Origin of the sequence: Kitasatospora sp. YST-16, assembly GCF_026802215.1 — a bacterium.
Lineage (GTDB): Bacteria > Actinomycetota > Actinomycetes > Streptomycetales > Streptomycetaceae > Kitasatospora > Kitasatospora cineracea.
The window spans coordinates 1,171,544-1,194,744 of sequence record NZ_CP113837.1 but is presented as its reverse complement, the minus strand read 5'-3'; the positions used below and the strand labels follow the sequence as shown (position 1 = coordinate 1,194,744).

Genomic DNA, 23,201 nt, shown 5'->3' with positions numbered 1-23,201 from the left:
CCGGCTGCGACGATCCCGGCCGGACGCGGACGGCGAAGGGATCGTGACGGTGGAACGGTTGGAACGGGACGTGCGGGCGATCCTCGCCCGGCTGGCGCGCAGCGCCCCCGAGGGGTGGACGGAACTGCGCCTGGAGACGGTCGACAGCCGCTACGGGCCCGGGACGCACGGCAGATGGACGCTGCCGGACGGCAACTGGCACGGCCTCCGGCCCGACCCGGAGGACCTCGACGCCCTCGCCGCGGCGATCGCCGCCGAGCGCGGCTGGCCGCGCGCCCGGCTGCACCTGGAGCACGACCCGGCCGGGCCGTACACCCTCACCGCGACGCCGGAGCCCCGTGCCACCCGGGGCCGCCTGCTGGTCCTCGACCCCGACTACGTCCACCCCGCGCCCGGCCTCACCCGGCCCGGCTCCGTGCTGCCGCCCGCCGGGGACCCGGAGCGGGCCGTCGCACTGCTGGCCGAGTACCGGCGGCGGACCACCGAACTCACCGGCCACCGGCGGCCGTTGGGCCCGCCCCTGACACCCGGGCAGATCGAGGAGGCCGAACGCCGCCTCGGCCACCGGCTGCCCGACGACCTGCGGGCGCTCTACCGGGTCGCGAACGGCAGCGACGTCATGGCGAACGGCCTGTGGCTCGGCCACCTGCGCTGGCTGCCGCTCGACGAGGTGGTCCGGGCCCACGCCCACTGGGCGCAGTACCCGCACCGGCCGGATCCCGACCGGCCGGACCTGGTCCGCGTCATGGACGAGCCCGGGCCGCTCGACACCGTCCGCCGCTGCCTGAACCACCCCGGCTGGATCCCCTTCGCCACCGCCGACGACGGCAACTACCACGCGGTCGACCTCGCCCCGGCCGAGCACGGCCGCCCCGGCCAGGTCATCGAGAGCGGCCGGGACTTCCACGACGGCCCGCTGTACGTCGCCGACTCCGTCACCTCGCTGCTGGCCGCCTGGTTGGACCTGATCGACCGGGGCGCGTACGAGATCGAGGACGCCCCCGAGGACGGCGAGGAGATCGACCCGGAGTACCCGCCCGGCCTGGAGGTCACCGAATCCGTCCGTCCACCGGACGTCGAGCGCTCCGTCCTCGGCCCCGGCCTGCCCGCCGCCGTCGCGCCCACCCTGCAGCGGGTTCTCGCCGTCGGCGAGGCCGACGAGGGCCCGCTCGACCTCGCGCCGCTCGCCGCCGCGCCCGGCTTGCGGGTGCTCCGGGTCCGCTCCCGCACCGTCACCGGCCTCGGCGCGCTGCGCCCGCTGCCGGTGGAGTTCCTGCGGGCCGGGCTGGACGGTGAGGGGCTGGCGCCGCTGGCCGGGCACCCGCGGCTGGGGGCGCTCGACCTGGCCTGCGACACCCCGCTCGACCTCGCGCCGCTGCGCACCCTGCCCGCGCTGTGGTGGCTGGACCTGTCGCGCTGCGCGGTCGAAGACCTGCGCGTGCTGCGGGAGTTGGCCGGGCTGCGGTACCTCGCGCTGACGGACGCGCAGTGGGCGGAGCTGCTCCAGCGCGGCGCGCTGCCGCCCGCCCTCGCCGTCGCCCGGCTCGCGGACGGCTCGGGCACCGCGGCGGAACTCAGGGCGTGGGCCGACCGGTTCGCCCCCGCCGAGGGTGAGCCGTGTCACGTCAGCGGGACGCTGGCGGTGGGCGGCTGACGGGCGGGACGTCCGGGCACCTGCCGTCGGAGGGGCGGGAGTTGACGGGCCGTCCGTTCCGGTCGGTGGGCGGATTGCGGGGATTTGCCGGGAGGTGCTCGGGGTGCAACGACTGTCACAGCTGGGCAACGGAGGAAACCGGGCGGGGCGGATCGGCGTGGTGGGGTCTGTCGGATCGGGCAGGATGTCGGTCCGATGGATCTTGGAAGTGCAGGTCGGGCCGCGGGGGCGCCGACGGAAACACGGCCGGATCCGCCCTAACCACCCACTAGTTCACGGGGGAATTCGCATCATGCGTCTCAACCGTTTCGCCGTGGCCGCCGTGCTGGCCGCCTCCGCCCTCGCCCTGACCGCGTGCGACCCGGAGGGCTCCTCCTCCGACGCGTCCGGCTCCGCCCCGGCCGCCACCGCCTCCGCGGGCGGCTCCGCCACCGCTGCCGCGCCGGCCGCCTCCGGGAGCCCGAAGCCGTCGGCGAGCGGGGGAAAGGCCACCACCGGTGGCGCCACCGGTGGTACCACCGGAAAGACCACCGCTCCCGCCGCTGACTGCACGGCCAACGCGGCCGGGCGGACGGTGGTGGAGGCCACCGAGAACGCCTACCTGACGCACGTGTGGATGCGCGCCAAGTCCACCAAGTTCGTCTGCGGCCCCGACGTCCCCAACGACGGCTACTGGGAGGCGAAGGGCGACCCCCAGCTCTACAGCTTCGACAACGACGTGAAGACCTACCTGCTGGACGAGAACCTGAAGGCGAAGAGCGTCGACCTGTTCGTCTTCATGAAGGCGCAGGAGGCCTGCCTGAACCAGGCCCAGCCCGCCGCCCCGTACCGCTGCTTCGGCAACCAGTACGAGGTGAAGGTCGGCGCCCAGAACAAGGTGCTCAGCATCACCCAGCTGTACCGGCCGTGACGACCCGCCGGCCGTGACGACCCGCCGGCCGCGCGAGCGGACGGCGCCGACGGCGGCCCGGGCGCGTGGGGCGCCTGGGCCGCCGTTCGTCGGTCCTGTGGAGCCGTCAGGCCGGGCGGCCGGTGCGGTGGCGGCGGACGGCGAGGGCGAGCAGGCCGGCCAGTGCGGAGCTGGCGGCGACGGTGAGCAGCGCGGCGGGCAGCGAGAGGGCGTCGGCGAGGAAGCCGATCACCGGGGGGCCGATCAGCATGCCCGCGTAGCCGAGGGTGGAGGCGGTGGCCACGCCCTGCGGGCCGGCGGTGGCCCCGGCCTGGGCGATCGCCAGCGGGAAGACGTTGGCCAGGCCGAGGCCGACCAGGACGAAGCCCGCCAGCACCAGCGGGACGGACGGGGCCAGCGCGGCGGTCGCCATGCCCGCGCAGGCGGCCAGGCCGCCCAGCAGCATCACCCTGGTCTGGCCGAGCCGCTCGGAGAGCCAGGTGCCGGAGAGCCGGCCCGCGGTCATGGCGAAGGCGAAGGCGGCGTACCCGGCGGCGGCCGTCGCGGTGCTGGCGTGCACGTCGTCGGTCAGGTGCAGGGTCGCCCAGTCGGCGAGCGCGCCCTCGCCGTACGCGGTGCACAGCGCGGTCAGGCCGAGCAGGACGACCAGCAGCCGGGCGTGGCCGGACAGCCGGGCGGCGGTACCGGCCGGGGCCGGGGCGGCGCTCTCGCGCGGGGCCGGGCGGGCGGCGGCCGGGGCGCGCAGCAGCGCGGTGCCGGCCAGTGCGACCACGGCCAGGCCGAGCGCGCCGGACGCGGCCAGCGCCCAGGAGGCGCTGATCCGGCCCGCGAGCAGGCCGCCGACCGCGGCGCCGAGCAGGCCGCCGAGGCTGTAGCCCGCGTGGAAGCTGGGCATGACGGGGCGTCGGAGTTCGGCGACCAGGTCGACCGCGGCGCTGTTCATCGCCACGTTGGCCGCGCCGTAGCCGGCGCCGAACAGCAGCAGCACCGCGCCGAGCGCGAGCACCGAGTGGGTGTGCGCGGGCAGTGCGACCGCGAGCGAGAACACGGCGACCGAGGCGACGGTGACCCGGCGCGAGCCGTACCGCAGGCACAGCCGTCCGACCAGGGCCATGGTGGCGACCGCGCCGGCCGAGATGCACAGCAGGGCCAGGCCCAGTGCGCTGTGCGAGGCCGCGACCTGGGCGCGGACGTCCGGGATCCGGACCACCCAGGCGGCGAACAGGAAGCCGTCGACGGTGAAGAAGGCGGTGAGGGCGAGGCGTGCCGCCGACCAGGAGGAGCGTCGGCCGGACGGGGAGGTGGGGGAGGAGGGGAGGGCGGGACGGGCTTCTGTTTTGTTCAGTAGCGGCACAAAGTCAGAATAGGGGAGTGCCGCACACACCTTCAAGTCCGAATCCGAGCCAGAATCCGAGCCAGAATCCGAGCCGGAGTCCGAGCCGGAATCCGCCCGGGAGCCCGGAACCGCCGCCGGGCTCGCCGCCGGGACAGCAGGCGCCCCCGCGCCCGGCCCGGCGCGCCGCGCCCGACCGCGGCCGGACCCTGCTCGGACCGGCCCTGCGCCTGATCCACACCGGGCAGGCCCCCACCCGCTCCGCGCTCACCGGCGCCCTCGAGGTCACCCGCGCCACCGCCGGCGCCGTCACCGGGGAACTCGAGGCGCTCGGCCTGATCACCGTCGACTCCCGCCCGGCCGGCGGCGGCCGCGGCCGCCCCTCGCACCGCCTCGCCCCGGCCGACCCCGGCCCCGCCGTGCTCGCCGCCCGGCTGCACGCCGACGGCCTCTCCGCCACCCTGGCCGGGCTCGGCGGCCGCCTGCACGACCCCGTCCACCTGCCGCTGCCCGCCGACACCTCGCCCGCCGCGCTGCTCGGCGCCGTCGCCGAGACCGGCGCCCGGCTCGCCCGCGACAGCCGCCGCCGGATCCTCGGCTTCGCGCTCGCCCTGCCCAACCCCGTCACCGAACCCGACGGCACCGCGCTCGCCGCCCTGCACTTCGGCTGGCCCTCCGGCACCCCCGCCGCCGAACTCTTCGCCGCCGCCGTCGCCCGCGCCGACCTCGGCCCGCGCGCCCGCACCGGCCTGCCCACCGCCGTCGCCAACGACGCCAACCTGGCCGCCCTCGCCGAACACCGGCACGGCGCCGGCCGCGGCGCCCGCCACCTGCTGCTGGTCACCTCCGGCCACCGCGGCGTCGGCGGCGCCCTGGTCATCGACGGGCACCTGCACACCGGCAGCTCCGGCCTGGCCCTCGAGGTCGGCCACCTCACCGTCGACCCGCTCGGCCGCCCCTGCGCCTGCGGCAACCGCGGCTGCCTGAACGCCGAGACCGACACCGACGCGCTGTTCGCCGCCGCCAAGCGCCGCCCCGACCCGGACCGCCCGCTGCTCCCGCAGGCCCGCGCGCTGGCCCGCGACCCGGAGGCCGCCGACGCCCTCGACCACGTCGTCGACCGGCTCGGCCTCGGCCTCGCCGGACTGGTCAACATCCTCAACCCCGACCGGATCGTGCTCAGCGGCCTGCACCTCGACCTGCTCGCCGCCGCCCCCGACCGGCTCGCCGCCGTCGTCGCCGAACGCTGCCTGTGGGGCCGCAGCGGACGCATCCCGATCGTCCCCGCCCAGGTCGTGCACGCCGGACTGGTCGGCGCCGCCGAACTCGCCTGGGAGCCCTACCTGGACGACCCGCAGGCCGCCGCCGCGCCCTGAGTGTCCCGAGTGCCCCGAGTGCAGGGGAACGGGGCCGGGGGAGCCGGGGATCGGGGCCGCGGAGCCGGGAAAACGGAACGGCGCGGGTGACGAATCGTCGACCCGCGCCGTCCGGTGCGCCCCGGGGGTGCCGTTACTTCTTGCCGAACCGCAGCTTCCACGGGGCCACCGCGGACTCCAGCTGCACGCCCAGGCTCATCTTCGACATGCCCTCGACCCGCTCCTCGAAGCGGATCGGCACCTCGGCGATCCGCAGGCCCTGCCGGACCACCCGGTGGTTCATCTCGACCTGGAACGAGTAGCCGTTGGAGCGCACCGACTCCAGGTCCACGCTGCGCAGCGCCCCGGCCTCCCAGGCCTTGAAGCCGGCGGTGGCGTCCTTGACCTTCAGCCGGAGGATCGCGTTGACGTAGAAGTTCGCCCAGGCCGACAGCGCCTTGCGGTGCCACGGCCACTCCGAGGCGGTCGAGCCGCCCGGCACGTAGCGCGAGCCCAGCACCACCGAGGCGTCCGTCCCGGTCAGCTTCTCCACCATCGCGGGGAGGGCGGTGTGCGGGTGCGACAGGTCGGCGTCCATCTGCACCACGATGTCGGCGCCGTCCTCCAGCGCCCGGGACATGCCCGCGACGTAGGCCCGGCCCAGGCCGTCCTTCTCGGTCCGGTGCAGCACCGAGAGGGTGCCGCCCGAGTCGGCCGCCAGCTTGTCGGCGACCTCGCCGGTGCCGTCCGGGGAGTTGTCGTCCACGACCAGCACGTGCAGGTTCGCCATGCCGAGCTCGGCCAGCCGGCCGACCAGGACCGGGAGGTTCTCCCGCTCGTTGTAGGTCGGCACAACCACAACCACCTTCGGGTGGACCTCAGTCATGTTCTTCTTTCCTCGATGCCGTGCGAGCCGGATGCGGCAGTCTAGCGTTCTTGTCCGAACGTCCGTCCCACCGGGCCGTTCCCGCCCCCTCCCCGCCCTCTCCCCGGCCCGGGTCCGGGGAACCGCGGGCCCGGATCCGGGGAATCCCGGGCCCGGCCGCCCCGTTCAGCAGGCATGACCGACACCGCACCGGGCCACCGCCCCGAGCCGCTGCAGTACGCCGCCTTCACCGCCGACCCGGCCGGCGGCAACCCCGCCGGAGTGGTCCTGGACGCCGCGGCGCTCACCGACGAGGAGCAACTCGCCCTCGCCGCCCGCCTCGGCCACTCGGAGACCGCCTTCCTGACCGCCGACCCGGACCGGCCGCGCGGCTACGCCGTCCGCTACTTCAGCCCGCTCACCGAAGTCCCGTTCTGCGGCCACGCCACCATCGCCGCCGCGGTCGTCCTCGGCGAGCGGCACGGCCCCGGCGAGTTCCGCTTCGAGACCAAGGCCGGGCCGGTGCCGGTCACCGTCACGGGGGACACCGAACACGGCTACCGGGCCACCCTGACCAGCGTCCCCACCGCCGTCGAGGACGCCGCGGCGGCCGACGTCGCCGAGGCGCTGGCCGCGCTGCACTGGCGGGCCGACGAACTCGACCACCGCTTCCCGCCGCGGATCGCCTACGCCGGGGCGCGCCACCTCGTCCTCGCCGCGGCCACCCGGGCCCGGCTGGCCGACCTCGACTACGACTTCGACGCGCTCGCCGTCCTGATGCGGCGGCTCGACCTGATCACCCTCCAACTGGTCTGGGAACAGGACGCCACCACCTACCACGTCCGCGACCCGTTCCCGGTCGGCGGCGTCGTCGAGGACCCGGCCACCGGCGCCGCCGCGGCCGCCTTCGGCGCCTACCTGCGCGAGCTGCGCGGCCTGGGCACCGCCCGCCTCACCCTCCACCAGGGCCAGAACCTCGGCCGCCCCGGCGTGCTCACCGTCGACCTCACCGAGGGCGACAGCCGGGTCCGGGTCACCGGGCGGGCCGTGCGGATGTGACGGTCCGGCCCCGGCCGCCGCGTACGCCACTGGTCCGCCGCCGGGCTGCTGCGCTGCCGCACTACTGCGCGGGGAGTAGGCGTGTCTGCTCCGTGCGGACGATGGTGGGGCGCGGCGGTGTGGTTAGCCTTCGGGTATGGGTGAGACGCGGCTGTGGGTGCCCCCGTGGGTGCGGGCGGCGAAGGCCGGGTGGCCGGTGGCGGGCGCCGTCGTGGTGGCGGTGCTGCAGGTGGCCGGGACGACGGCGGCCCAGCGGCACCAGGGCGGCCGGGTGCCGTTGGACGGCTGGGGGTACCTGCTGCTGGTGCTCGGCCCCGCGCTGCTGGTGCTGCGCCGCCGGTGGCCGGCCGCCACCGTGGCCGCCGTCTCGGCGGTGACCGCCGGCTACCTGTGGGCGGGCTACCCGTACGGGCCCGGGTTCCTGGCGCTGGTGGTGGCGTTCTTCGGCGCGGTCCGGCACGGGCACCGGCGGGCGGCCTGGCTGAGCGCCGCCGGGTTCTACCTGGTGCACCTGCTGACCAGCTACGCGCTGCCCGACGCCTGGCTGCGGGCCCCGAACCACGCCGTGCGGGGCTGGCAGGAACTCGGCGTCACCGCCTGGCTGCTGCTGGTCTTCGCCGGGGCCGAACTGGCCCGCTTCCGGCAGGAGCGGATCGCCGCCGTACGGGCCGCCGAGGAGGAGGCCCGGGCCCGCCGCAACGACGAGGAACGGCTGCGGATGGCCCGCGAACTGCACGACATCCTGGCCCACTCGATCTCGCTGATCCACGTCCAGGCGGGCGTCGCCCTGGAACTGCTCGACGCCCGCCCCGAACAGGCCCGCGACGCCCTCACCACCATCAAGGCCACCAGCAAGGAAGCCCTCGGCGAGGTCCGCCAGGTCCTCGGCACCCTGCGCGGACCCGGCGCGGCCGCCCCGCGCACCCCCGCGCCCGGACTGCAGCGCCTGGACGAACTGGTCGAACAGGCCGGACACGCCGGACTGGCGGTGTCCGTCACCCGCCGCGGCCGCCCCGCCCGCACCGGGGCCGGACTCGAACTCGCCGCGTTCCGGATCGTCCAGGAAGCGCTCACCAACGTGCTGCGGCACTCCACCGCCCGCACCGCCACCGTCGAACTCGCCTGGGACACTGTCGGATTGACGGTCACGGTGACCGACCCCGGCCCGCCCGGCGGCGGCGACGCGGGCGGCAGCGGCAACGGACTCACCGGCATGCGCGAACGGGCCGCCGCCCTCGGCGGCAGCGTCGAAGCCGCCCCGACGGGGCCGGCGGCTGGCGGGTCCGGGCCCGGCTGCCGGTGACGGCGACGACGACGGAGAACGGGGACACGACGTGATCAGGGTGCTGCTGGCCGACGACCAGACCCTCGTCCGGGCCGGATTCCGCGCCCTGCTGGACGCCCAGCCCGACCTGGAGGCGGTCGGCGAGGCCGAGGACGGCGAACAGGCCCTCGCCCTCACCCGCGAACTGCGCCCCGACGTGGTCCTGATGGACATCCGGATGCCCCGCCTGGACGGCCTCGCCGCGACCCGCCGGATCTGCGCCGACCCGGAACTCGCCGACGTCCGGGTCGTCGTGCTGACCACCTTCGAACTGGACGAGTACGTCTTCGAAGCACTGCGCGCGGGCGCCGCCGGCTTCCTGGTCAAGGACACCGAACCCGGCGACCTGCTGCGCGCCGTCCGGGTCGCCGCCGCCGGCGACGCCCTGCTCTCCCCGGGCGTCACCCGCCGCCTGATCGGCGAGTTCGCCGCCCGCTCCAAGGAACCCGCCACCACCCGCCTGGACGTCCTCACCGACCGCGAACGCGAAGTCCTCGCCCTGGTCGGCCTCGGCCTCACCAACGAGGACATCGCCCGCCGCCTGGTGGTCAGCCCCCTCACCGCCAAGACCCACGTCAGCCGCACCATGGTCAAACTCGGCGCCCGCGATCGGGCCCAACTGGTCGTCCTCGCCTACGAATCGGGTCTGGTCCGGCCGGGGTGGCTGGGGTAGTCGGCAGGGCCGGGGCCGGGGGCCGGGGGCCGGTTGGCACGGGGTAGTGCGGGGGGAGTAGGGCGGGTGTCGCCCGGTGGGGGACGTGCCGGGGCGGGGTGCGGGGGGACGGTGGAGGGGCCGGCAGGGAGTCGGTGGCTCGACCGAAGGGGATGAGTGGTGATGGTGACGTTGCTGGCCGATGGGTGGTCCGGGCACGGGCCCGGGCCGTGGGTGCTGGTGTTCCCGCTGTTCTGGCTGCTGGTGGTGGTGCTGGTGGTGACGGTGCTGCGGCGGTCGGTGTGGCGGCGGCGCGGCTGGTGCGGCGGTGGGGAGCACGCCCCGCTGGCGGTGCTGGGGCGGCGGTACGCGCAGGGGGAGATCGACGAGGCGGAGTACCGGGAGCGCCGGGGCGTCCTGACCGAGGAGCAGGGCAGCGGCGGGGGGAAGCGGTGACGGCCGCGGCCCGGGTCGAGGGCGCCGTGAAGGAGTACGGCGCGGGGGAGACCCGGGTGCGGGCGCTGGACGGCGTCAGCGTGGAGTTCGCCGAGGCCCGGTTCACCGCCGTGATGGGGCCCTCCGGGTCGGGCAAGTCCACCTTGATGCACTGCGCGGCGGGCCTGGACACGCTCAGCGGCGGCCGGGCCTGGATCGGGGGGACCGAGCTGTCCGCGCTCGGCGACCGGGAGTTGACGCTGCTGCGCCGGGAGCGGATCGGGTTCGTGTTCCAGGCGTTCAACCTGGTGCCGACGCTCACCGTGCGGGAGAACATCACCCTGCCGCTCGACCTCGGGGGCACCGCCCCCGACCGGGAGTGGCTGGACACCCTGGTCGACGTGGTCGGCCTCGGCGACCGGCTGCACCACCGGCCCGCCCAGCTGTCCGGCGGCCAGCAGCAGCGCGTCGCCGTGGCCCGGGCGCTGGCCGGGCGGCCGCAGGTGGTGTTCGCCGACGAGCCGACCGGCAACCTGGACTCCCGCAGTGGCGGTGAGGTGCTCGGCCTGCTGCGCTCCGCCGTCGACACCATGCGCGGCTCGGTGGTGATGGTCACCCACGACCCGGCCGCCGCCGCGTACGCCGACACGGTGCTGTTCCTGGCCGACGGCCGCCTGGTCGACACCATGGAACGGCCCACCGCCGAAGGGGTGCTGGACCGGATGAAGGCCTTCGACACCCGTCGCGGCCGGGCGGCCGCCCGGTGAACGCGAGCGTGCGGATCGGGGCGCGCTCGCTGCTCGCCCACCGGCGCCGGCTGTTCGGCACCGTGCTGTCCATCGTCCTCGGAGTGGCCTTCCTGACCGGCACCATGGTGCTCGGCGACACCTTGCGGGCCAACTTCGACACCCTGTTCGCGGACGCCAACGCCGGCACCGACGCGGTGGTCCGCAGCGCCGAGGTGCTGGACGTCCCCAACGCCCCCGGCGGGGTCCGCGCCCCGCTGGACGAGGCGCTGACCGCGAAGCTGCGCGCCGCGCCCGGGGTGAGCGCCGCCGAACCGTCCGTGCAGGGCGCGGGCCAGCTGATCGGCGCCGACGGCAAGCCCGTCGGCGGGCAGGGCCCGCCCACCCTGGCCGGGAACTGGATCGCCGACCCCGGGCTCAACCCGTACCGGCTCGCCGAGGGCCGGGCCCCCGCCGCGCCCGGCGAGGCGGTGATCAACCGGGGCGCGGCGAAGACCGGCGGGCTGAAGGTCGGCGACAGCACGGTGCTGCGCACCCCCGACCCGGTGCGGATCACCGTGGTCGGCATCGCCACCTTCGGCGCCGACGCCGACGGCATGGGCCCCAGCACCTTCACCGCGCTGACCCTCGCCGACGCCCAGGCCCACCTGACGCCGAAGGGCGCCGGGCAGGTGTCCACCGTCCGGCTCCGCTCGGACACCCTGACCCAGCGCCAACTGGTCGACCAGATAAGGCCGTTGCTGCCGAACGGGGTGGAGGCGCTGACCGGCGCGGACGCCACCGCGCAGTCCACCGCCGACGTCTCCGGGGGGTTCCTGCGCCTGTTCACCACCCTGCTGCTGGTGTTCGCCGGGGTCGCCCTGCTGGTCGCCACCTTCACCATCCACAACACCTTCGCCATCGTCACCGCCCAGCGCACCCGGGAGAACGCCCTGCTGCGCGCCCTCGGCGCCGGCCGCCGCCAGGTGCTCGGCACCACCCTCGGCGAGGCCCTCGCCATCGGCCTGCTGGCCTCCGTGCTCGGCCTGCTCGGCGGCTTCGGCGTCGCCGCCGGACTCAAGGCGCTGTTCGCCGCGATCGGCTTCACGCTGCCCACCGGCGGCACCGTGGTCCACCCCGCGACGATCCTGCTCCCGCTGCTCACCGGCACCCTGGTCGCCGCGGTCTCCGCGCTCGCCCCCGCGCTGCGCGCCGCCCGCACCGCCCCGCTCGCCGCCCTGCGCGACACCGCCGTCGACGAGTCGGCGCAGGGCCGAAGTGCCCTGGTGCGGAAGCTGGTCGGAGCGGCCCTGGTGGCGGCGGGGCTGCCCGCCGTGGTGGTCGGCGCGACCCGCGGCCCCTCGCTGCCGCTCACCGTAGGCGGGGCGCTCGCGCTGCTCGCCGGGACGGTCGTGCTCGGGCCGGTCGCCGCCGCGCTCGCCGTCCGGGTGCTGGGCGCGCCGCTGCCCCGGCTGCGCGGCACCACCGGCGCGCTGGCCCGCCGCAACGCGGCCCGCAACCCGAAGCGGACGGCCGCCACCGCGACCGCGCTGATGGTCGGCGTCGCCGTGGTCACCCTGTTCACCGTGTTCGGCGCCTCGGTCAAGGCCACCCTGGACGACACCGTCTCGCGCACCTTCGCCGGCGACCTCGCCGTCACCGCCCCCGCCGCCGGGGCCGGCGGCAGCGGCGTCTCCCCGAAGCTCGCCCCCGCGATCGCCGCCCTCCCCGAGGTGCGCACCGCGGTCGGCCTCGGTCGGGGCGTCGCCCAACTCGACGGACACGGCACCCAGTTGGGCGTCGCCGACCCGCTCGCGCTGGCGCAGGTCACCGACCTCGGCCGGATCGACGGCTCGCTCGCCGCCCTGGGCGCCGACGGCCTCGCCGTCTCCCGCGCCGAGGCCGACGCGCACGGCTGGCGGGTGGGCAGCGCGGTGGCCATGCGGTTCACCGACGGCGCCGCCACCTTCACCGTCCGCGCGCTCTACCAGGGCGGCGGCGTCGCCGGGGACTACCTGGTCAGCCGCGCGGCCTGGCAGCCGCACCGCGTCCAGGACGCCGACACGCTGGTCGCCGTCGCGCTCAAGCCCGGCGTCACGGTCGAGCGGGGCAAGGCCGCGATCGGGCAGCTGGCCCGGGAGTACGGCAACCCGCAGGTGCAGACCCGCGCCGAGTACGCAGCGAGTTCCGCCTCCGGCGTCGACATGATGCTCTCGGTGGTCTACGCGCTGCTGGCGCTCGCCGTGCTGATCGCCCTGCTCGGCATCGCCAACACCCTCACCCTCGCCGTCCACGAGCGCACCCGCGAACTCGGCCTGCTGCGCGCCGTCGGCCAGACCCGGCCCCAACTGCGGGCCATGGTGCGGTGGGAGTCGGTGCTGGTCGCCGCGTTCGGCACGGCCGGCGGGCTGGCCCTGGGCGCCCTGCTCGGCTGGGCGCTCACCCGGGCCGCCGACACCGCCGGGACGGGCTCCTTCGCGCTGCCCGCCGGACGGCTGGCCGTCGTCGCCCTGGTCGGCCTGGCGGCCGGCGCGCTGGCCGGGCTGCGGCCCGCCGCCCGGGCGGCGAAGCTCGACGTCCTGCGGGCGGTGGCGAGCGACTGACCCGCCGTCAGGTGCCCCTCCCGCGCGGATCCGTGCGGGAGGGTCCGGTCCGGATCAGTAGGATGACCGCCATGGCTGAGACCCCGGAAGCGCTGATCGGCGGTCGCTACCGCCTGCTGGAGCCGGTCGGCCAGGGCGGGATGGGACGGGTCTGGCGGGCGCACGACGAACTCCTCGACCGCCGCGTCGCGGTGAAGGAACTGCTGCTCCCGCCGGGCGTTCAGGACGCCGAACGCGACGAGCTGGTCCGGCGGGTGGTGCGGGAGGCCCGGGCCGCCGCCAGGCTGCGGCACCCGGGCATCGTGTCCGTGTTCGACGTCGTGCAGCACCGGGGGGCGCCCGCCATCGTCATGGAGTACCTGAGCGGCCGCTCGCTCGCCGCGGAGATCCGCGCGGACGGCGCCCTCGCCCCCGAGCGGGTCGCCACCCTCGGACTGACCCTCCTCGACGCCCTCGCGGAAGCCCACGCCAAGGGCGTGGTGCACCGGGACGTCAAACCGGACAACGTCCTGCTCACCGAACAGGGCGCCGTCCTCACCGACTTCGGCATCGCCCGGTCCGCCGACGCGACGACCGCGCTGACCGCGACCGGCGTCCTCATCGGCACCCCCGCCTACCTGGCCCCCGAGCAACTGGAGGGCAAGGAGGCGACCGCCGCCACCGACCTGTGGGCTCTCGGCGCCACCCTCTGGCACGCCGCGGCCGGCCAACCGCCGTTCGCCGCCCCCACCTTGACCGCGCTGTACGTCTCCATCCTGACCCAGCCGCCCCAGCCCCTGCCGCCGGGCCCGGCCGGCCCGCTCGCCGCCGTCCTCGCCCCACTGCTGGCGAAGGACCCGCAGCAGCGGCCCCCGACCGCCACGGCCGCCGAGAGCCTGCGCGGCCTGCGGCAGACCCAGGACACGACGACGCTCCGCGCCGCGCCCGTACCGTCCCCGGCGCCCGTTCCGCCCCCGGTGCCGGACGCGCACCCGGTGACGGTGATCGACCGGACCGGTGAACCGGCCGCCTCCCACGGCCCGTTCCGCCCGTCCCGCCGGTTCACGGCCGGTGCGGGGTGGGCGGTGTACGGCGTCGCCTTCGGCCCGGACGGCAGGAGCGTCTTCGCGTACGGCAAGGGCGGGGTCCGGCGGTGGGATGCGGGGACGGGGGAGGAGCTCGCCGCTCCGCGCGTGCCCGGGGAGCCGCGGGTCGTCTCGGCGGTGCTCAGCCCCGACGGTTCCCTGCTGGCCACCGCCGGGGCCGAGAACGTGGTGCGGTTGTGGCACCCGGAGACCGGCGACCCGGTGGAGCCGACCGGGCGGGGCGCGCTCGCCCGGCTGCGGACGGCGCGCCACGGGCCGGCGGCACTGGCCGCCCCCGCCGGGCTGCGCACCCTGGCCATCAGCCCGGACGGGGCGCTGCTGGCTGCAGGCGGAGAACGGACGGTCCGGCTCTGGGACCTGGTCTCGGGCCGGGTCGTCGCCGATCTGAAGGGCCATTCCAAGCTCGTGCTCAAGGCGGCCTTCGCCCCGGACGGGCGGAGCCTGGTCACCAGCGGGGTCGGGGACGTCTTCCGGTGGGACCGGAACGGGCGGCTCCTGGGGAAGTGGGAGCGGGAGCACACGCCCCTGGAGTCGCAGACGCTGGTCTTCCACCCGAGCGGTGAATCGCTCACGACGGGCGTACTGAGCAAGGGCGGTTACCTGCGCGACGTCCGGACGGGGAAGCCGATGCCGGGGGCCATTGACCACGAGGAGGGGTTCGACTTCTCCCTCGCCTTCAGCCCGGACGGTCGGGAGCTCGCGGTGGGAGGGGGCCCGAGCGAGGGGAAGCGGACCAGGGTGTGGGAGCTGGAGTCCGGCCGGTGCGTCGCCCTCCTCGACCCGGGCATCGCCCCGGGGTAGATCAAGCAGGTGGCGTTCTCCCCGGACGGCCGCCTGCTCGCGGTGGCCGGTGGCCCGGTCGTCCAGTTGTGGAGCTGCTGAGGGCCGCCGTCCGCACGGGCCCGCCATAAGGGGAAGCTGGAACCCCGGTAATGGTTACTTATCGTAGTTGGCTGTTACACTCGGTGGCGTACCGGCGGGCGGCGAGGAGAGCGTGCGATGAGCGACCACACCCAGGACGTGGACCGGACCGACCCCGAGTACCGGGCCTGGCTGAAGGAGGCGGTCCGCCGCGTCCAGGCCGACGCCAACCGCTCCGCCGACACCCACCTGCTGCGCTTCCCGCTGCCCGCGGAGTGGGGCATCGACCTGTACCTCAAGGACGAGTCGACGCACCCCACCGGCAGCCTGAAGCACCGGCTGGCCCGCTCGCTGTTCCTGTACGGGCTGTGCAACGGCTGGATCCGGCCCGGCGCCCCGGTCATCGAGGCGTCCAGCGGCTCCACCGCCGTCTCCGAGGCGTACTTCGCCCAGCTGATCGGCGTCCCGTTCGTCGCCGTGATGGCCCGCAGCACCAGCCGGGCCAAGATCGAGCTGATCGAGTTCCACGGCGGCCGATGTCACCTGGTCGACAACGCGGGCGAGGTCTACGCCGCGGCCGCCGAGCTGGCCGCCGAGACCGGCGGCCACTACATGGACCAGTTCACCTACGCCGAGCGGGCCACCGACTGGCGCGGCAACAACAACATCGCCGAGTCGATCTTCGCCCAGCTGCGGATGGAGCCCCACCCCGAACCGGCCTGGATCGTCGCCACCGCCGGCACCGGCGGCACCTCCGCGACCATCGCCCGGTACGTGCACTACATGCAGCACGACACCCGGATCTGCGTCGCCGACCCGGAGAACTCCTGCTTCTTCGACGGCTGGGTCCAGCACGACCCGGACGCGCACTGCCCCAGCGGCTCCCGGATCGAGGGCATCGGGCGCCCCCGGATGGAGCCCTCCTTCGTGCCCGGCGCGATCGACCGGATGATGAAGGTCCCCGACGCGGCCTCGGTCGCCGCCGTCCACCTGCTGGCCGACGTGCTCGGCAAGAAGGCCGGCGCCTCCACCGGCACCGGCCTGTGGAGCGCGCTGCGGATCGTCGCCGAGATGCGCGCCGCGGGCCGCACCGGCAGCGTCGTCACCCTGATCTGCGACCCGGGCGACCGCTACCTCGACAAGTACTACTCCGCGCAGTGGCTCGCCGACGAGCACCTCGACCCCCGGCCGCACCGCGCCGCCCTGGAGGAGTTCCTCGCGGGCGGCGCCTGGCCGGAGGGCTGAGCGCCCGTCAGTCCTGCCGGGCCCCGCCGCGCTCGGTCAGCAGCAGGACGGCGGTGACGACCACGAAGACGGCGGTGGCGAAGTGCACGCCGAAGGCCGTCGCCGTGCTGCCGTGGTGCAGCAGGATGGTCGCGCAGTCCCCGAACGGCGTGACCGACTCCGCGAGCATCGCCCACCCGAGCGCCCGCCGGTGCCCGGTCAGCAGCAGGGCCAGCGGGACGAGCCCGGAGACGATGTCCCGGACGCCCTTGACGTTCAGGAACGCCGCCGCGTCCCCCCGCGGCCAGGCCGGCAGCCCGAAACCGGAGGCGGTGCTCTCCGGGGCGACCAGGAAGCTCACCCCGACGTAGGCGATCCCCAGCGCGACCACCAGGGTGAACCCGGTGGCGAGGTTGACGCGCAGCCGGCTGCTGACCGCGCGGGCGGTGCCGGCGGTGGCGGTGAGTGCGGACATGGTGGTTCCCCCTGCTTCCTCGAACTGCTCCGGTCCGCCGCGTTGTTAGCGGCGCTAGCGACAGGAACGATGCTAGGCCGACGGGCGGTCGGATGTCTAGCGCCGCTAGGATTCGGTTCGCAGCTATCGGATCGGGGTGCCGTCAGCCCCCGAGCCGGACACGGGCGGCGAGGAGGTCGGTGAAGGCGGTGGTGAGGCGGTCGGGGCGGGTGCGGGTGTAGGCGGCGAGGGTGCGGCGGACCGGGGGGTCGGGGCGCAGGACGGCGGCGTCCAGGGCGGCCGGGAGGATGGTGGCGGGGGCGAGGGTGGGGCCGAGGCCGGCGGCGGCGAGGGCGGGAGCGGCGGAGGTCTGCTCGGTGCGGACGGCGGCGCGGGGGGTGAAGCCGGCGCGGGCGCAGGCCGCGTCCAGGACTTCGGCCAGGCCGTGCCCGGGGGCGTAGTGCACCCAGTCGCGGTCGGCGAGCGCGGCGAGCGGCAGGGCGCCGCCCGGAGCGCCGGCCAGCGGGTCGTCCGGGGGCAGCACGAGGGCGAACTCCTCGACGCCCAACTCCCGTACGGGGCCGTCCCAGTCGTCCGGGAGCGGCCCGATCGCGAGGTCGGCCCGGCCGGCTGCCGCGGCGGCGCGCAGCAGCTCCGCGTGCGGGTGCTCGCGCAGCCGGATCCGCACCCCCGGGTGCCGGGCCCGCCAGGCCCGCAGGACCGGCGGGAGGATGCCGAGGGCCACCGAGTGGACGGTGGCGACCTCGAGTTCGGCCTCGGCCAGGCCGCTCGCCCGGCGGGCCGCCGCGTGCAGGCGTTCGGCGTCGGCGAGGACGGCCCGGGCGTGCGGGAGGACGGCCCGGCCGAGCGGGGTGAGCCGGACGGCGCGCGGCAGGCGTTCCAGCAGCGGGCCGCCCAACGAGGCCTCCAGGGCCCGGACTTGGTGGGAGAGCGCGGGCTGGGTGACGTGCAGCCGCTCGGCGGCGCGGGTGAAGGAGCCGGTGTCGACCACGGCGGCCAGGTACTCCAGCTGGCGAAGGGTTGCCATGAACAGATTCTATCGATCCGGTCGAAAACAAGCCTTGGACCTATCACCGCAGGTCGGAGCAGGCTGGTGGGCAGGCCGGGAGCACGACCCGGCCGTCCCGAGAACCGAGGAGGACCACCGTGTCCGCATCCCTGTCCGGCCGCCGCCTGGCCGTCGTCGGCGCCGGCTCCCGCACCGGCCGGCACCTCGCCCGCGCGGCCTCCGCCGCCGGTGCCGAACTGGTCCTGGCCGGGCCCGACCCGCGCAAGCTGGAGTGGACGGCCGGCGAGCTGTCCGGCCCGGCCACCGTGCTGCCCGTCGACCTCACCGACGAGGCGTCCATCGAGACGTTCGCGGCCGAGCTCGGCCGCCTCGGCGGCCTCGACCACCTGGTCTCCACCGCCGGACTGCCCGCCAACGGGCCGCTCGCCGAGCTGCAACTCGCCGACGTGCGGCGGGCGTTCGACGCCAAGGTGATCGGGCCGCTACTGCTCGCCAAGCACCTCGCCGGGCGGATCGCCGCGGACGGCTCGCTCACCTTCTTCTCCGGCGTCGCCGCCTGGCGCCCCGCACCCGCCCGCACCGTGATGGCCACCACCAACGGCGCGCTGGCCTTCCTGGTGCAGGCCCTCGCCGTGGAGATCGCGCCCGTCCGGGTCAACGCGATCTCCCCGGGCATCGTCGACACCGGCTCCTGGGACGGCCTCGGCGCCGACAAGGAGTCCTTCCTGGCCTCGGTCGCCGCCCGCAACCCGGCCCGTCGGGTCGGCACCCCCGACGACCTGGTCAAGGCCGTCCTGCACGCCATCGACAACCCGTACGTCACCGGCACCGTCCTGCACGTCGACGGCGGCGGCCGCCTGGTCTGACCGCCCGGGCCCGCCCCCGGCCGCCGGGGCCCGGCCCGCTGCCGCCGGGCGGGGCTCCGGGCGGGGCTCAGCGGCCGACCCGGGCCCAGTCCAGGTCGGCCGCGCGGTCCAACTCGCTGAGCAGGACGCCCTGCAGGCGGTCCCAGACGCCGGTGTCCTGCCACTCCCGCAGCCGCCGCCAGCAGGTCATCCCGGAGCCGAAGCCCAGCTCCTGCGGCAGCCACTCCCACTGGATGCCGGTGTGCAGCACGAACAGGATCCCCTGCAGGCACCCCCGGTCGCCCAGCGAGGGCCGCCCGGTGGCCGGGCGGCGCCGCACCGGCAGCATCGGCTCGACCACCTCCCACAGGTCGTCCGACACCAGCCACGGCGGTCGCTTTCCCACACCGGGCTCAACGAGCCGGCGGGCGATCGGACATGGGGGAGCCGGGGCCGGTCAGGGGAGGTCGGCGGGGACGAGGAGCTGGAGGTCCTCGGTGGTGGGGGAGGGGAGGTGGGCGACCCGGGAGGCGTGGCGTTCGACCATGGTCTCGAAGACCTGGCGGGCGGTGCGGCCGTTGCCGAAGCCGGTGGAGCGGTCGATGCCGGTGAAGTGGGTGAGCAGGGCGGTCTCGGTGGCGTCGGCGAGCCGGTACTCGTGTTCGGCGGCCTGCGCGCGGGCGATGTCGAGGAGTTCGCCGGCGGTGTAGTCGGGGAAGGTGACGGTGCGGGAGAAGCGGGAGGACAGGCCGGGGTTGGCGGCCAGGAAGCGCTCCATCTCGCCGGTGTAGCCGGCCACGATGACCACCACCTCGTCGCGGTGGTCCTCCATCAGCTTGACCAGGGTGTCGATCGCCTCGCGGCCGAAGTCCCGCCCGCCGTCCTCGGGGGCGAGCGCGTACGCCTCGTCGATGAACAGCACGCCGCCGCGGGCCTTGTCGAAGGCGGCGGCGGTGCGGATCGCGGTCGAGCCGATGTGCTCGCCGACCAGGTCGAGCCGGGCCACCTCGACCAGGTGGCCGCGCTGCAGCACGCCGAGCGAGGCCAGGATCTCGCCGTACAGGCGGGCCACCGTGGTCTTGCCGGTGCCGGGGGCGCCGGTGAAGACCAGGTGGCGGCGCGGCGAGGGGGCCTTGAGCCCGGCCCGCTGGCGGGCCCGGCCGACCGAGATCAGGTCGATCAGGGTGCGCACCTCCTGCTTGACGGTGGCCAGGCCGACCAGGGAGTCGAGCTCGGCCAGCGCCACGTCCGCGGGCCGGCAGTCCGGGATCGGGGCGATCACGGCGGCGGCCGGCAGCGCGGGGGAGGAGGTCTGCACCAGGGTGGCCAGCGGCGGCCCGGCCGGCGCGGGCACGGCGGGCACGGGCGGCACGACCGCGGGCGTCGGCGCCGCGTCGTCCGAGGTGCAGCCCTCGGCGACCGGGCCCGGCTCGGAGAACTCGAACCCGGCCCGGGAGTTGCGCTCGGCCCGGCAGCGGATCAGCTTCGTCCGGCAGCCGTCGATCACGTGGAAGCCGAAGCCGCCCTGGGAGACCCGGACGGTGTCGAACTCGCCGCGGCCCTGCGCCGACACGTACACCCCGGCCTCGCTGGCGCCGCGCACCGTGCACTCGCGCAGCACCGGGTCGGCGCCCTTGGTGACGATCACGCCGGTGGCGACGTCGGCGATCTCGCAGTCGGTGAGCAGGCCGCCCGAGCCGTGGTCGCGGAACCACAGGCCGGTGCCCGCGCCCTGGATCCGGCAGCCCGACAGGTCGACGCCGGCGCCGCCGCTGACCGAGACCGCGGAGGAGCGGATCGCGCTGAACGAGCAGTCCCGGGCGGTGGCCGTCGAGCCCTGGTCGAGCACGAACAGGGCGTCGGGCAGGTCGTCCAGGGCGCAGTCGGCGAGCTCCAGGGCGGCGCCGTCGCTCACCCACAGCGCCGGGTAGTCGCCCTGCGCGGAGTGGAAGCGGCAGCCCTCGGCGAGCACCCGGGTGCCGCCGTCCCAGACCGAGAGCGCGCCCCGGCCGAAGCCGTGCACGGTGACCTGGCGCAGCGTCAGCTTGGCGCCGCCGCGCAGGTCCGCGGCGTTCTCCGGCACCTCGTGCACCCGGCAGGAGGACAGCTCCAACTCGGCGCCGGTGTCCAGGCTCAGGCCGTTGCCGGAGACCCGGTGCACCGTGCAGTCGGTGAGCCGGCCCACCGCCTGCGCCTCGGCCTGCACGCCCGAGCCGCGCACCTCGGAGACCTCGCAGCCGATCAGCTCCGCCAGCGTCCCCGGGTCGGCCAGCAGGACGCCGGCCCCGCCGGTGCGGCGCACCTTGACCCGCTCGGCGTGCAGCCGGGAGCCGGCCAGCACCGCCAGGCCGCTCTGCCCGGCCGCGGCGACCTCGCAGTCCAGCAGTTCGGCCCGGGACTGCGCGCGCAGCCGCACCCCGAGGCCGGACGGGTTCTCCACCACGCAGTCGACCAGCCGGGCCCGGGCGCCGTCGGCCAGCTCCACGCCCACCGCCGAGGAGGTCTCCACCCGGCAGCCGGACAGCACCGCGCCGTCCGCGCCGGCCACCAGCACGGCGGGCGCGGAGCGGTCGGAGCCCTCCACCACCAGGCCGCTGACGGTGGCCGCGGCGGTCACGGTCAGCGCGGTGCCGCCGCGCACCGCGCTCTCCGGCGGGGAGATCCGGACGCTGCCCGGGCCCTGCTCGGGGACCAGCGTCACCGGCTTGTCGACCAGCACGGCCTCGCGGAACGTCCCGGCGCGGACCGTCAGGGTGTCGCCCGGCTCGGCGACCTCCAGGGCCTCGCGGAGGGTGGCGTACTCCCCGCTGCGCCGGCGCCACCGCGAGGCGCTGTCCTGCGTGACCCGGACCCTGAGCTCAGCCATGACGATCTGTCATCCCCGCCTTCGTCGGTTACGTCGGTTGCGTCGGGACGCCGCGCGATCACCCCACCGTAGCGCGCGGTGCGGACCCGGCGGACCGCCGTCCGGCTTCGGCGCCCGGTTCAACGAGCGGGGCCGGGGGTGGTTCCGGGTGCACGGAGCTGACGGCGCCGGGGAGCGGCGGCGGCGCGGTGGTTCAGCGGCGGTCCGGCAGCGGCGCCGGGACCTCCTCCAGCACCTCGACCCGGTCGCCGACGGCCAGGGTGCCCAGCACCTCGGCGGCCGGGTCGGCGCCGAGCGGGCGGACCGGGACCAGGTTCTGGCCGAACACCAGCTTCTGTCCGAAGCGGTGGTGCCGGCCCAGCGCGCGCAGCGGCTCGGGGCCGCGCCGCTCGCCGGTCTCCTGGTCGGTGGTGGTCATCACGCAGCGGCCGCAGGGCTTGGCCACCCGGAACTCCAGGCCGCCGACCCGGATCCGCCGCCAGCCGTCCTCGGCCCACGGGGCGGTGCCGGAGACCACCAGGTTGGGGCGGAAGCGCTCCATCGGCAGCGCGGCGGCCTTGCGCGGGTCGTCGGGGTGGTCGGCGGCGATCCGGGCGTTCAGTTCGTCGAGCGAGGCGGTGGTGGTGACCAGCAGCGGGAAGCCGTCGGCCATCGAGACGGTCTCGTCCGGGGCGGCGTAGTCCGGGTCGATCGGGCGGCTGGTGGCCGGGCGGTCGAGGTGGACCAGCCGGACCTCGCCGTGCTTGGCCGGCAGCCGTCCGGCCAGCCAGGCGGTGGTCTCCTTGCCGGTCAGGGCGGCGGAGAAGCGGGTGCCGAAGACGTCGACGGCGGCCTCGGGGGCGCCGGTGGCGAGGGCGGGCACCGGCAGGGTGTGGACGTCGCCGTCCGGGCCGGTCAGGGTGAGCGCGGTGCCGTCGGCGGACGGGGCGGGGCGGAACTGTCCGATCGAGGGCTCGTCGCGCTGGGTGAGCGCGGTGCCGTCGGCGTCGACCAGCATCCAGCGGCGGTCCCCGGCCAGGCCCCAGGGCTGCACCACGGCGGACGGCGGGCTGAGCCGGTACATCGACTTGACGGGGTACAGGTGGAGCGCGGCTAGACGGGGCATGGGGCCATCCTGCCAGGCCCGCTCCGGCCGGAGCGGGCGGGTGCGACGGTTCCCCGTGCCCCCGGGCCCTGTCCGGCAGGATCGACCGGACAGGGCTTGGCGCGGGACACGGGGAACCGTGGTGGTGCGGTCCCGTCCGGGCGGTGTGCGCGGGCGGGGGTGTGGGGGAGAAAACGCTCCGTTGCGTGGTGACCTCGCCCCCTCGGGAGGGGTCCTCAGCCGGCCTGGGGGTACTGCCGGTACTGCGGGTACTGCTGGGGGGCGGCCGCCGGGCGGAGCGTGTTGCCGCCGAACGACTGGTCGCCGAACGACTGCTGCTGCGGGGCGGGTTGGGCGCCGAACTGCTGGGAGTTGAAGGTCGGCGTGAAGCTCTGCGGGGCCGCGGCGAAGCCGCCGGGGGCCTGCGGGGCCGGGTACGCCTGCCCGGGCTGCTGGTAGGACGGGGCGGCCGGGCGCTGGCCGAAGCCCTGGGGGGCGCTCGCGTAGCCGGGCTGCGGGGGCTGCGGGGCGTTCGCGTAGCCGGGCTGGGCCGGGATGTACGGGGCCGGGGCCGGGGTGCTGCTCGGGCCGGGGCCGAGGGCGAGACGGGCCGGGGGCAGGGCGGGCAGGTTCGACTGGGGGGCGTCGAAGCCGGTGCCGAAACCGCTGCCGTAGGCGGAGGACCAGGAGGAGGCCGGGAGGGCCGGGGGCACGTTGATGGGTGCGATCTGCGGAATGCCGCGCTCTGCGACCAGGCTGTCGTAGATGGGCGTGCCGGAGGAGAAGGACGGAGAGGGGTAGCCGACTCCGTCGTAGGAGCGGGGCGAGGTCATGGGG

General features: G+C 76.0%; 20 protein-coding genes. 12 read left to right on the top strand and 8 right to left on the bottom strand.

Annotated features, from left to right (window positions below; genetic code table 11):
- Positions 1–49: 49 nt before the first annotated feature.
- Complete coding sequence (locus OU787_RS05445) at positions 50–1,654, top strand: SMI1/KNR4 family protein (RefSeq protein ID WP_268658714.1); 1,605 nt, start codon at positions 50–52, stop codon at positions 1,652–1,654.
- A gap of 292 nt (positions 1,655–1,946) precedes the next feature.
- Positions 1,947–2,564: a hypothetical protein gene (locus tag OU787_RS05440; protein ID WP_268658713.1), complete on the top strand. Its 618-nt coding sequence runs from the start codon at positions 1,947–1,949 to the stop codon at positions 2,562–2,564.
- 106 nt (positions 2,565–2,670) lie between these two features.
- On the opposite strand, the gene OU787_RS05435 is transcribed toward OU787_RS05440, so the two are convergent.
- Entirely contained in the window at positions 2,671–3,918 is a 1,248-nt protein-coding gene (locus OU787_RS05435; protein WP_268658712.1) for an MFS transporter, read from the bottom strand.
- A 188-nt stretch (positions 3,919–4,106) separates the two neighbouring features.
- Between OU787_RS05435 and OU787_RS05430 the strand changes: the two genes are divergently transcribed.
- A complete protein-coding gene (locus tag OU787_RS05430; protein ID WP_268661810.1) occupies positions 4,107–5,273 on the top strand; it encodes an ROK family protein in 1,167 nt (388 codons plus the stop codon).
- 133 nt (positions 5,274–5,406) lie between these two features.
- Here OU787_RS05430 and OU787_RS05425 read toward each other — a convergent pair whose 3' ends face one another.
- The gene (locus OU787_RS05425) at positions 5,407–6,138 is read right to left on the bottom strand and encodes a polyprenol monophosphomannose synthase (protein ID WP_030462888.1); all 732 of its coding nucleotides are present in this window, start codon (positions 6,136–6,138) and stop codon (positions 5,407–5,409) included.
- Positions 6,139–6,312: 174 nt separating this feature from the next.
- On the opposite strand from OU787_RS05425, the gene OU787_RS05420 reads away from it, so the two are divergent.
- The 8 genes from OU787_RS05420 to OU787_RS05385 all read left to right on the top strand — a co-directional run bounded on the left by OU787_RS05420 (position 6,313) and on the right by OU787_RS05385 (position 16,106).
- On the top strand, positions 6,313–7,176 hold the full coding sequence (locus OU787_RS05420; protein WP_268658711.1) for a PhzF family phenazine biosynthesis protein: 864 nt from the start codon (positions 6,313–6,315) through the stop codon (positions 7,174–7,176).
- Positions 7,177–7,312: 136 nt separating this feature from the next.
- Positions 7,313–8,479: a sensor histidine kinase gene (locus tag OU787_RS05415; protein ID WP_268658710.1), complete on the top strand. Its 1,167-nt coding sequence runs from the start codon at positions 7,313–7,315 to the stop codon at positions 8,477–8,479.
- 31 nt (positions 8,480–8,510) lie between these two features.
- Complete coding sequence (locus tag OU787_RS05410; protein WP_030462884.1) at positions 8,511–9,173, top strand: response regulator; 663 nt, start codon at positions 8,511–8,513, stop codon at positions 9,171–9,173.
- A 162-nt stretch (positions 9,174–9,335) separates the two neighbouring features.
- Entirely contained in the window at positions 9,336–9,608 is a 273-nt protein-coding gene (locus OU787_RS05405) for an SHOCT domain-containing protein (RefSeq protein ID WP_030462882.1), read from the top strand.
- Positions 9,605–10,354: an ABC transporter ATP-binding protein gene (locus OU787_RS05400; RefSeq protein ID WP_030462881.1), complete on the top strand. Its 750-nt coding sequence runs from the start codon at positions 9,605–9,607 to the stop codon at positions 10,352–10,354. The genes OU787_RS05405 and OU787_RS05400 overlap by 4 nt, the downstream gene beginning before the upstream one ends.
- Positions 10,351–12,915: an ABC transporter permease gene (locus tag OU787_RS05395; protein ID WP_268658709.1), complete on the top strand. Its 2,565-nt coding sequence runs from the start codon at positions 10,351–10,353 to the stop codon at positions 12,913–12,915. Before OU787_RS05400 ends, OU787_RS05395 begins: the two co-directional genes overlap by 4 nt.
- A gap of 71 nt (positions 12,916–12,986) precedes the next feature.
- The gene (locus OU787_RS05390) at positions 12,987–14,801 is read left to right on the top strand and encodes a WD40 repeat domain-containing serine/threonine protein kinase (RefSeq protein WP_268658708.1); all 1,815 of its coding nucleotides are present in this window, start codon (positions 12,987–12,989) and stop codon (positions 14,799–14,801) included.
- Between the two features lie 198 nt (positions 14,802–14,999).
- On the top strand, positions 15,000–16,106 hold the full coding sequence (locus tag OU787_RS05385; RefSeq protein WP_030462879.1) for a PLP-dependent cysteine synthase family protein: 1,107 nt from the start codon (positions 15,000–15,002) through the stop codon (positions 16,104–16,106).
- A 7-nt stretch (positions 16,107–16,113) separates the two neighbouring features.
- Here the strand turns inward: OU787_RS05385 and OU787_RS05380 are convergent, their stop codons facing one another.
- Both OU787_RS05380 and OU787_RS05375 read right to left on the bottom strand, forming a co-directional pair.
- Complete coding sequence (locus tag OU787_RS05380; RefSeq protein ID WP_268658707.1) at positions 16,114–16,560, bottom strand: DUF4267 domain-containing protein; 447 nt, start codon at positions 16,558–16,560, stop codon at positions 16,114–16,116.
- A 142-nt stretch (positions 16,561–16,702) separates the two neighbouring features.
- Positions 16,703–17,587: a LysR family transcriptional regulator gene (locus OU787_RS05375; RefSeq protein ID WP_268658706.1), complete on the bottom strand. Its 885-nt coding sequence runs from the start codon at positions 17,585–17,587 to the stop codon at positions 16,703–16,705.
- Between the two features lie 119 nt (positions 17,588–17,706).
- Here OU787_RS05375 and OU787_RS05370 point away from each other — a divergent pair, with 119 nt between their 5' ends.
- Positions 17,707–18,435: an SDR family oxidoreductase gene (locus tag OU787_RS05370; protein WP_268658705.1), complete on the top strand. Its 729-nt coding sequence runs from the start codon at positions 17,707–17,709 to the stop codon at positions 18,433–18,435.
- A 67-nt stretch (positions 18,436–18,502) separates the two neighbouring features.
- On the opposite strand, the gene OU787_RS05365 is transcribed toward OU787_RS05370, so the two are convergent.
- The 4 genes from OU787_RS05365 to OU787_RS05350 all read right to left on the bottom strand — a co-directional run bounded on the left by OU787_RS05365 (position 18,503) and on the right by OU787_RS05350 (position 23,197).
- Positions 18,503–18,820, bottom strand: coding sequence for a transposase (locus OU787_RS05365; protein WP_442788423.1), 318 nt, complete (start codon positions 18,818–18,820; stop codon positions 18,503–18,505).
- 51 nt (positions 18,821–18,871) lie between these two features.
- Positions 18,872–21,280, bottom strand: coding sequence for a right-handed parallel beta-helix repeat-containing protein (locus OU787_RS05360; protein WP_268658704.1), 2,409 nt, complete (start codon positions 21,278–21,280; stop codon positions 18,872–18,874).
- Positions 21,281–21,473: 193 nt separating this feature from the next.
- Positions 21,474–22,385 (bottom strand): MOSC domain-containing protein, encoded by a 912-nt coding sequence (locus OU787_RS05355; RefSeq protein ID WP_268658703.1) that lies wholly within the window; start codon positions 22,383–22,385, stop codon positions 21,474–21,476.
- Positions 22,386–22,600: 215 nt separating this feature from the next.
- A complete protein-coding gene (locus OU787_RS05350) occupies positions 22,601–23,197 on the bottom strand; it encodes a DUF6643 family protein (RefSeq protein ID WP_051817514.1) in 597 nt (198 codons plus the stop codon).
- Between the last annotated feature and the right edge of the window lie 4 nt (positions 23,198–23,201).

Coding starts and splice junctions, on each gene's coding strand:
- OU787_RS05440 (WP_268658713.1), top strand. CDS start 1,947: ATGCGTCTCAACCGTTTCGCCGTGGCCGCCGTGCTGGCCGCCTCCGCC.
- OU787_RS05425 (WP_030462888.1), bottom strand. CDS start 6,138: ATGACTGAGGTCCACCCGAAGGTGGTTGTGGTTGTGCCGACCTACAAC.
- OU787_RS05420 (WP_268658711.1), top strand. CDS start 6,313: ATGACCGACACCGCACCGGGCCACCGCCCCGAGCCGCTGCAGTACGCC.
- OU787_RS05415 (WP_268658710.1), top strand. CDS start 7,313: ATGGGTGAGACGCGGCTGTGGGTGCCCCCGTGGGTGCGGGCGGCGAAG.
- OU787_RS05405 (WP_030462882.1), top strand. CDS start 9,336: ATGGTGACGTTGCTGGCCGATGGGTGGTCCGGGCACGGGCCCGGGCCG.
- OU787_RS05390 (WP_268658708.1), top strand. CDS start 12,987: ATGGCTGAGACCCCGGAAGCGCTGATCGGCGGTCGCTACCGCCTGCTG.
- OU787_RS05385 (WP_030462879.1), top strand. CDS start 15,000: ATGAGCGACCACACCCAGGACGTGGACCGGACCGACCCCGAGTACCGG.
- OU787_RS05380 (WP_268658707.1), bottom strand. CDS start 16,560: ATGTCCGCACTCACCGCCACCGCCGGCACCGCCCGCGCGGTCAGCAGC.
- OU787_RS05375 (WP_268658706.1), bottom strand. CDS start 17,587: ATGGCAACCCTTCGCCAGCTGGAGTACCTGGCCGCCGTGGTCGACACC.
- OU787_RS05360 (WP_268658704.1), bottom strand. CDS start 21,280: ATGGCTGAGCTCAGGGTCCGGGTCACGCAGGACAGCGCCTCGCGGTGG.
- OU787_RS05355 (WP_268658703.1), bottom strand. CDS start 22,385: ATGCCCCGTCTAGCCGCGCTCCACCTGTACCCCGTCAAGTCGATGTAC.
- OU787_RS05350 (WP_051817514.1), bottom strand. CDS start 23,197: ATGACCTCGCCCCGCTCCTACGACGGAGTCGGCTACCCCTCTCCGTCC.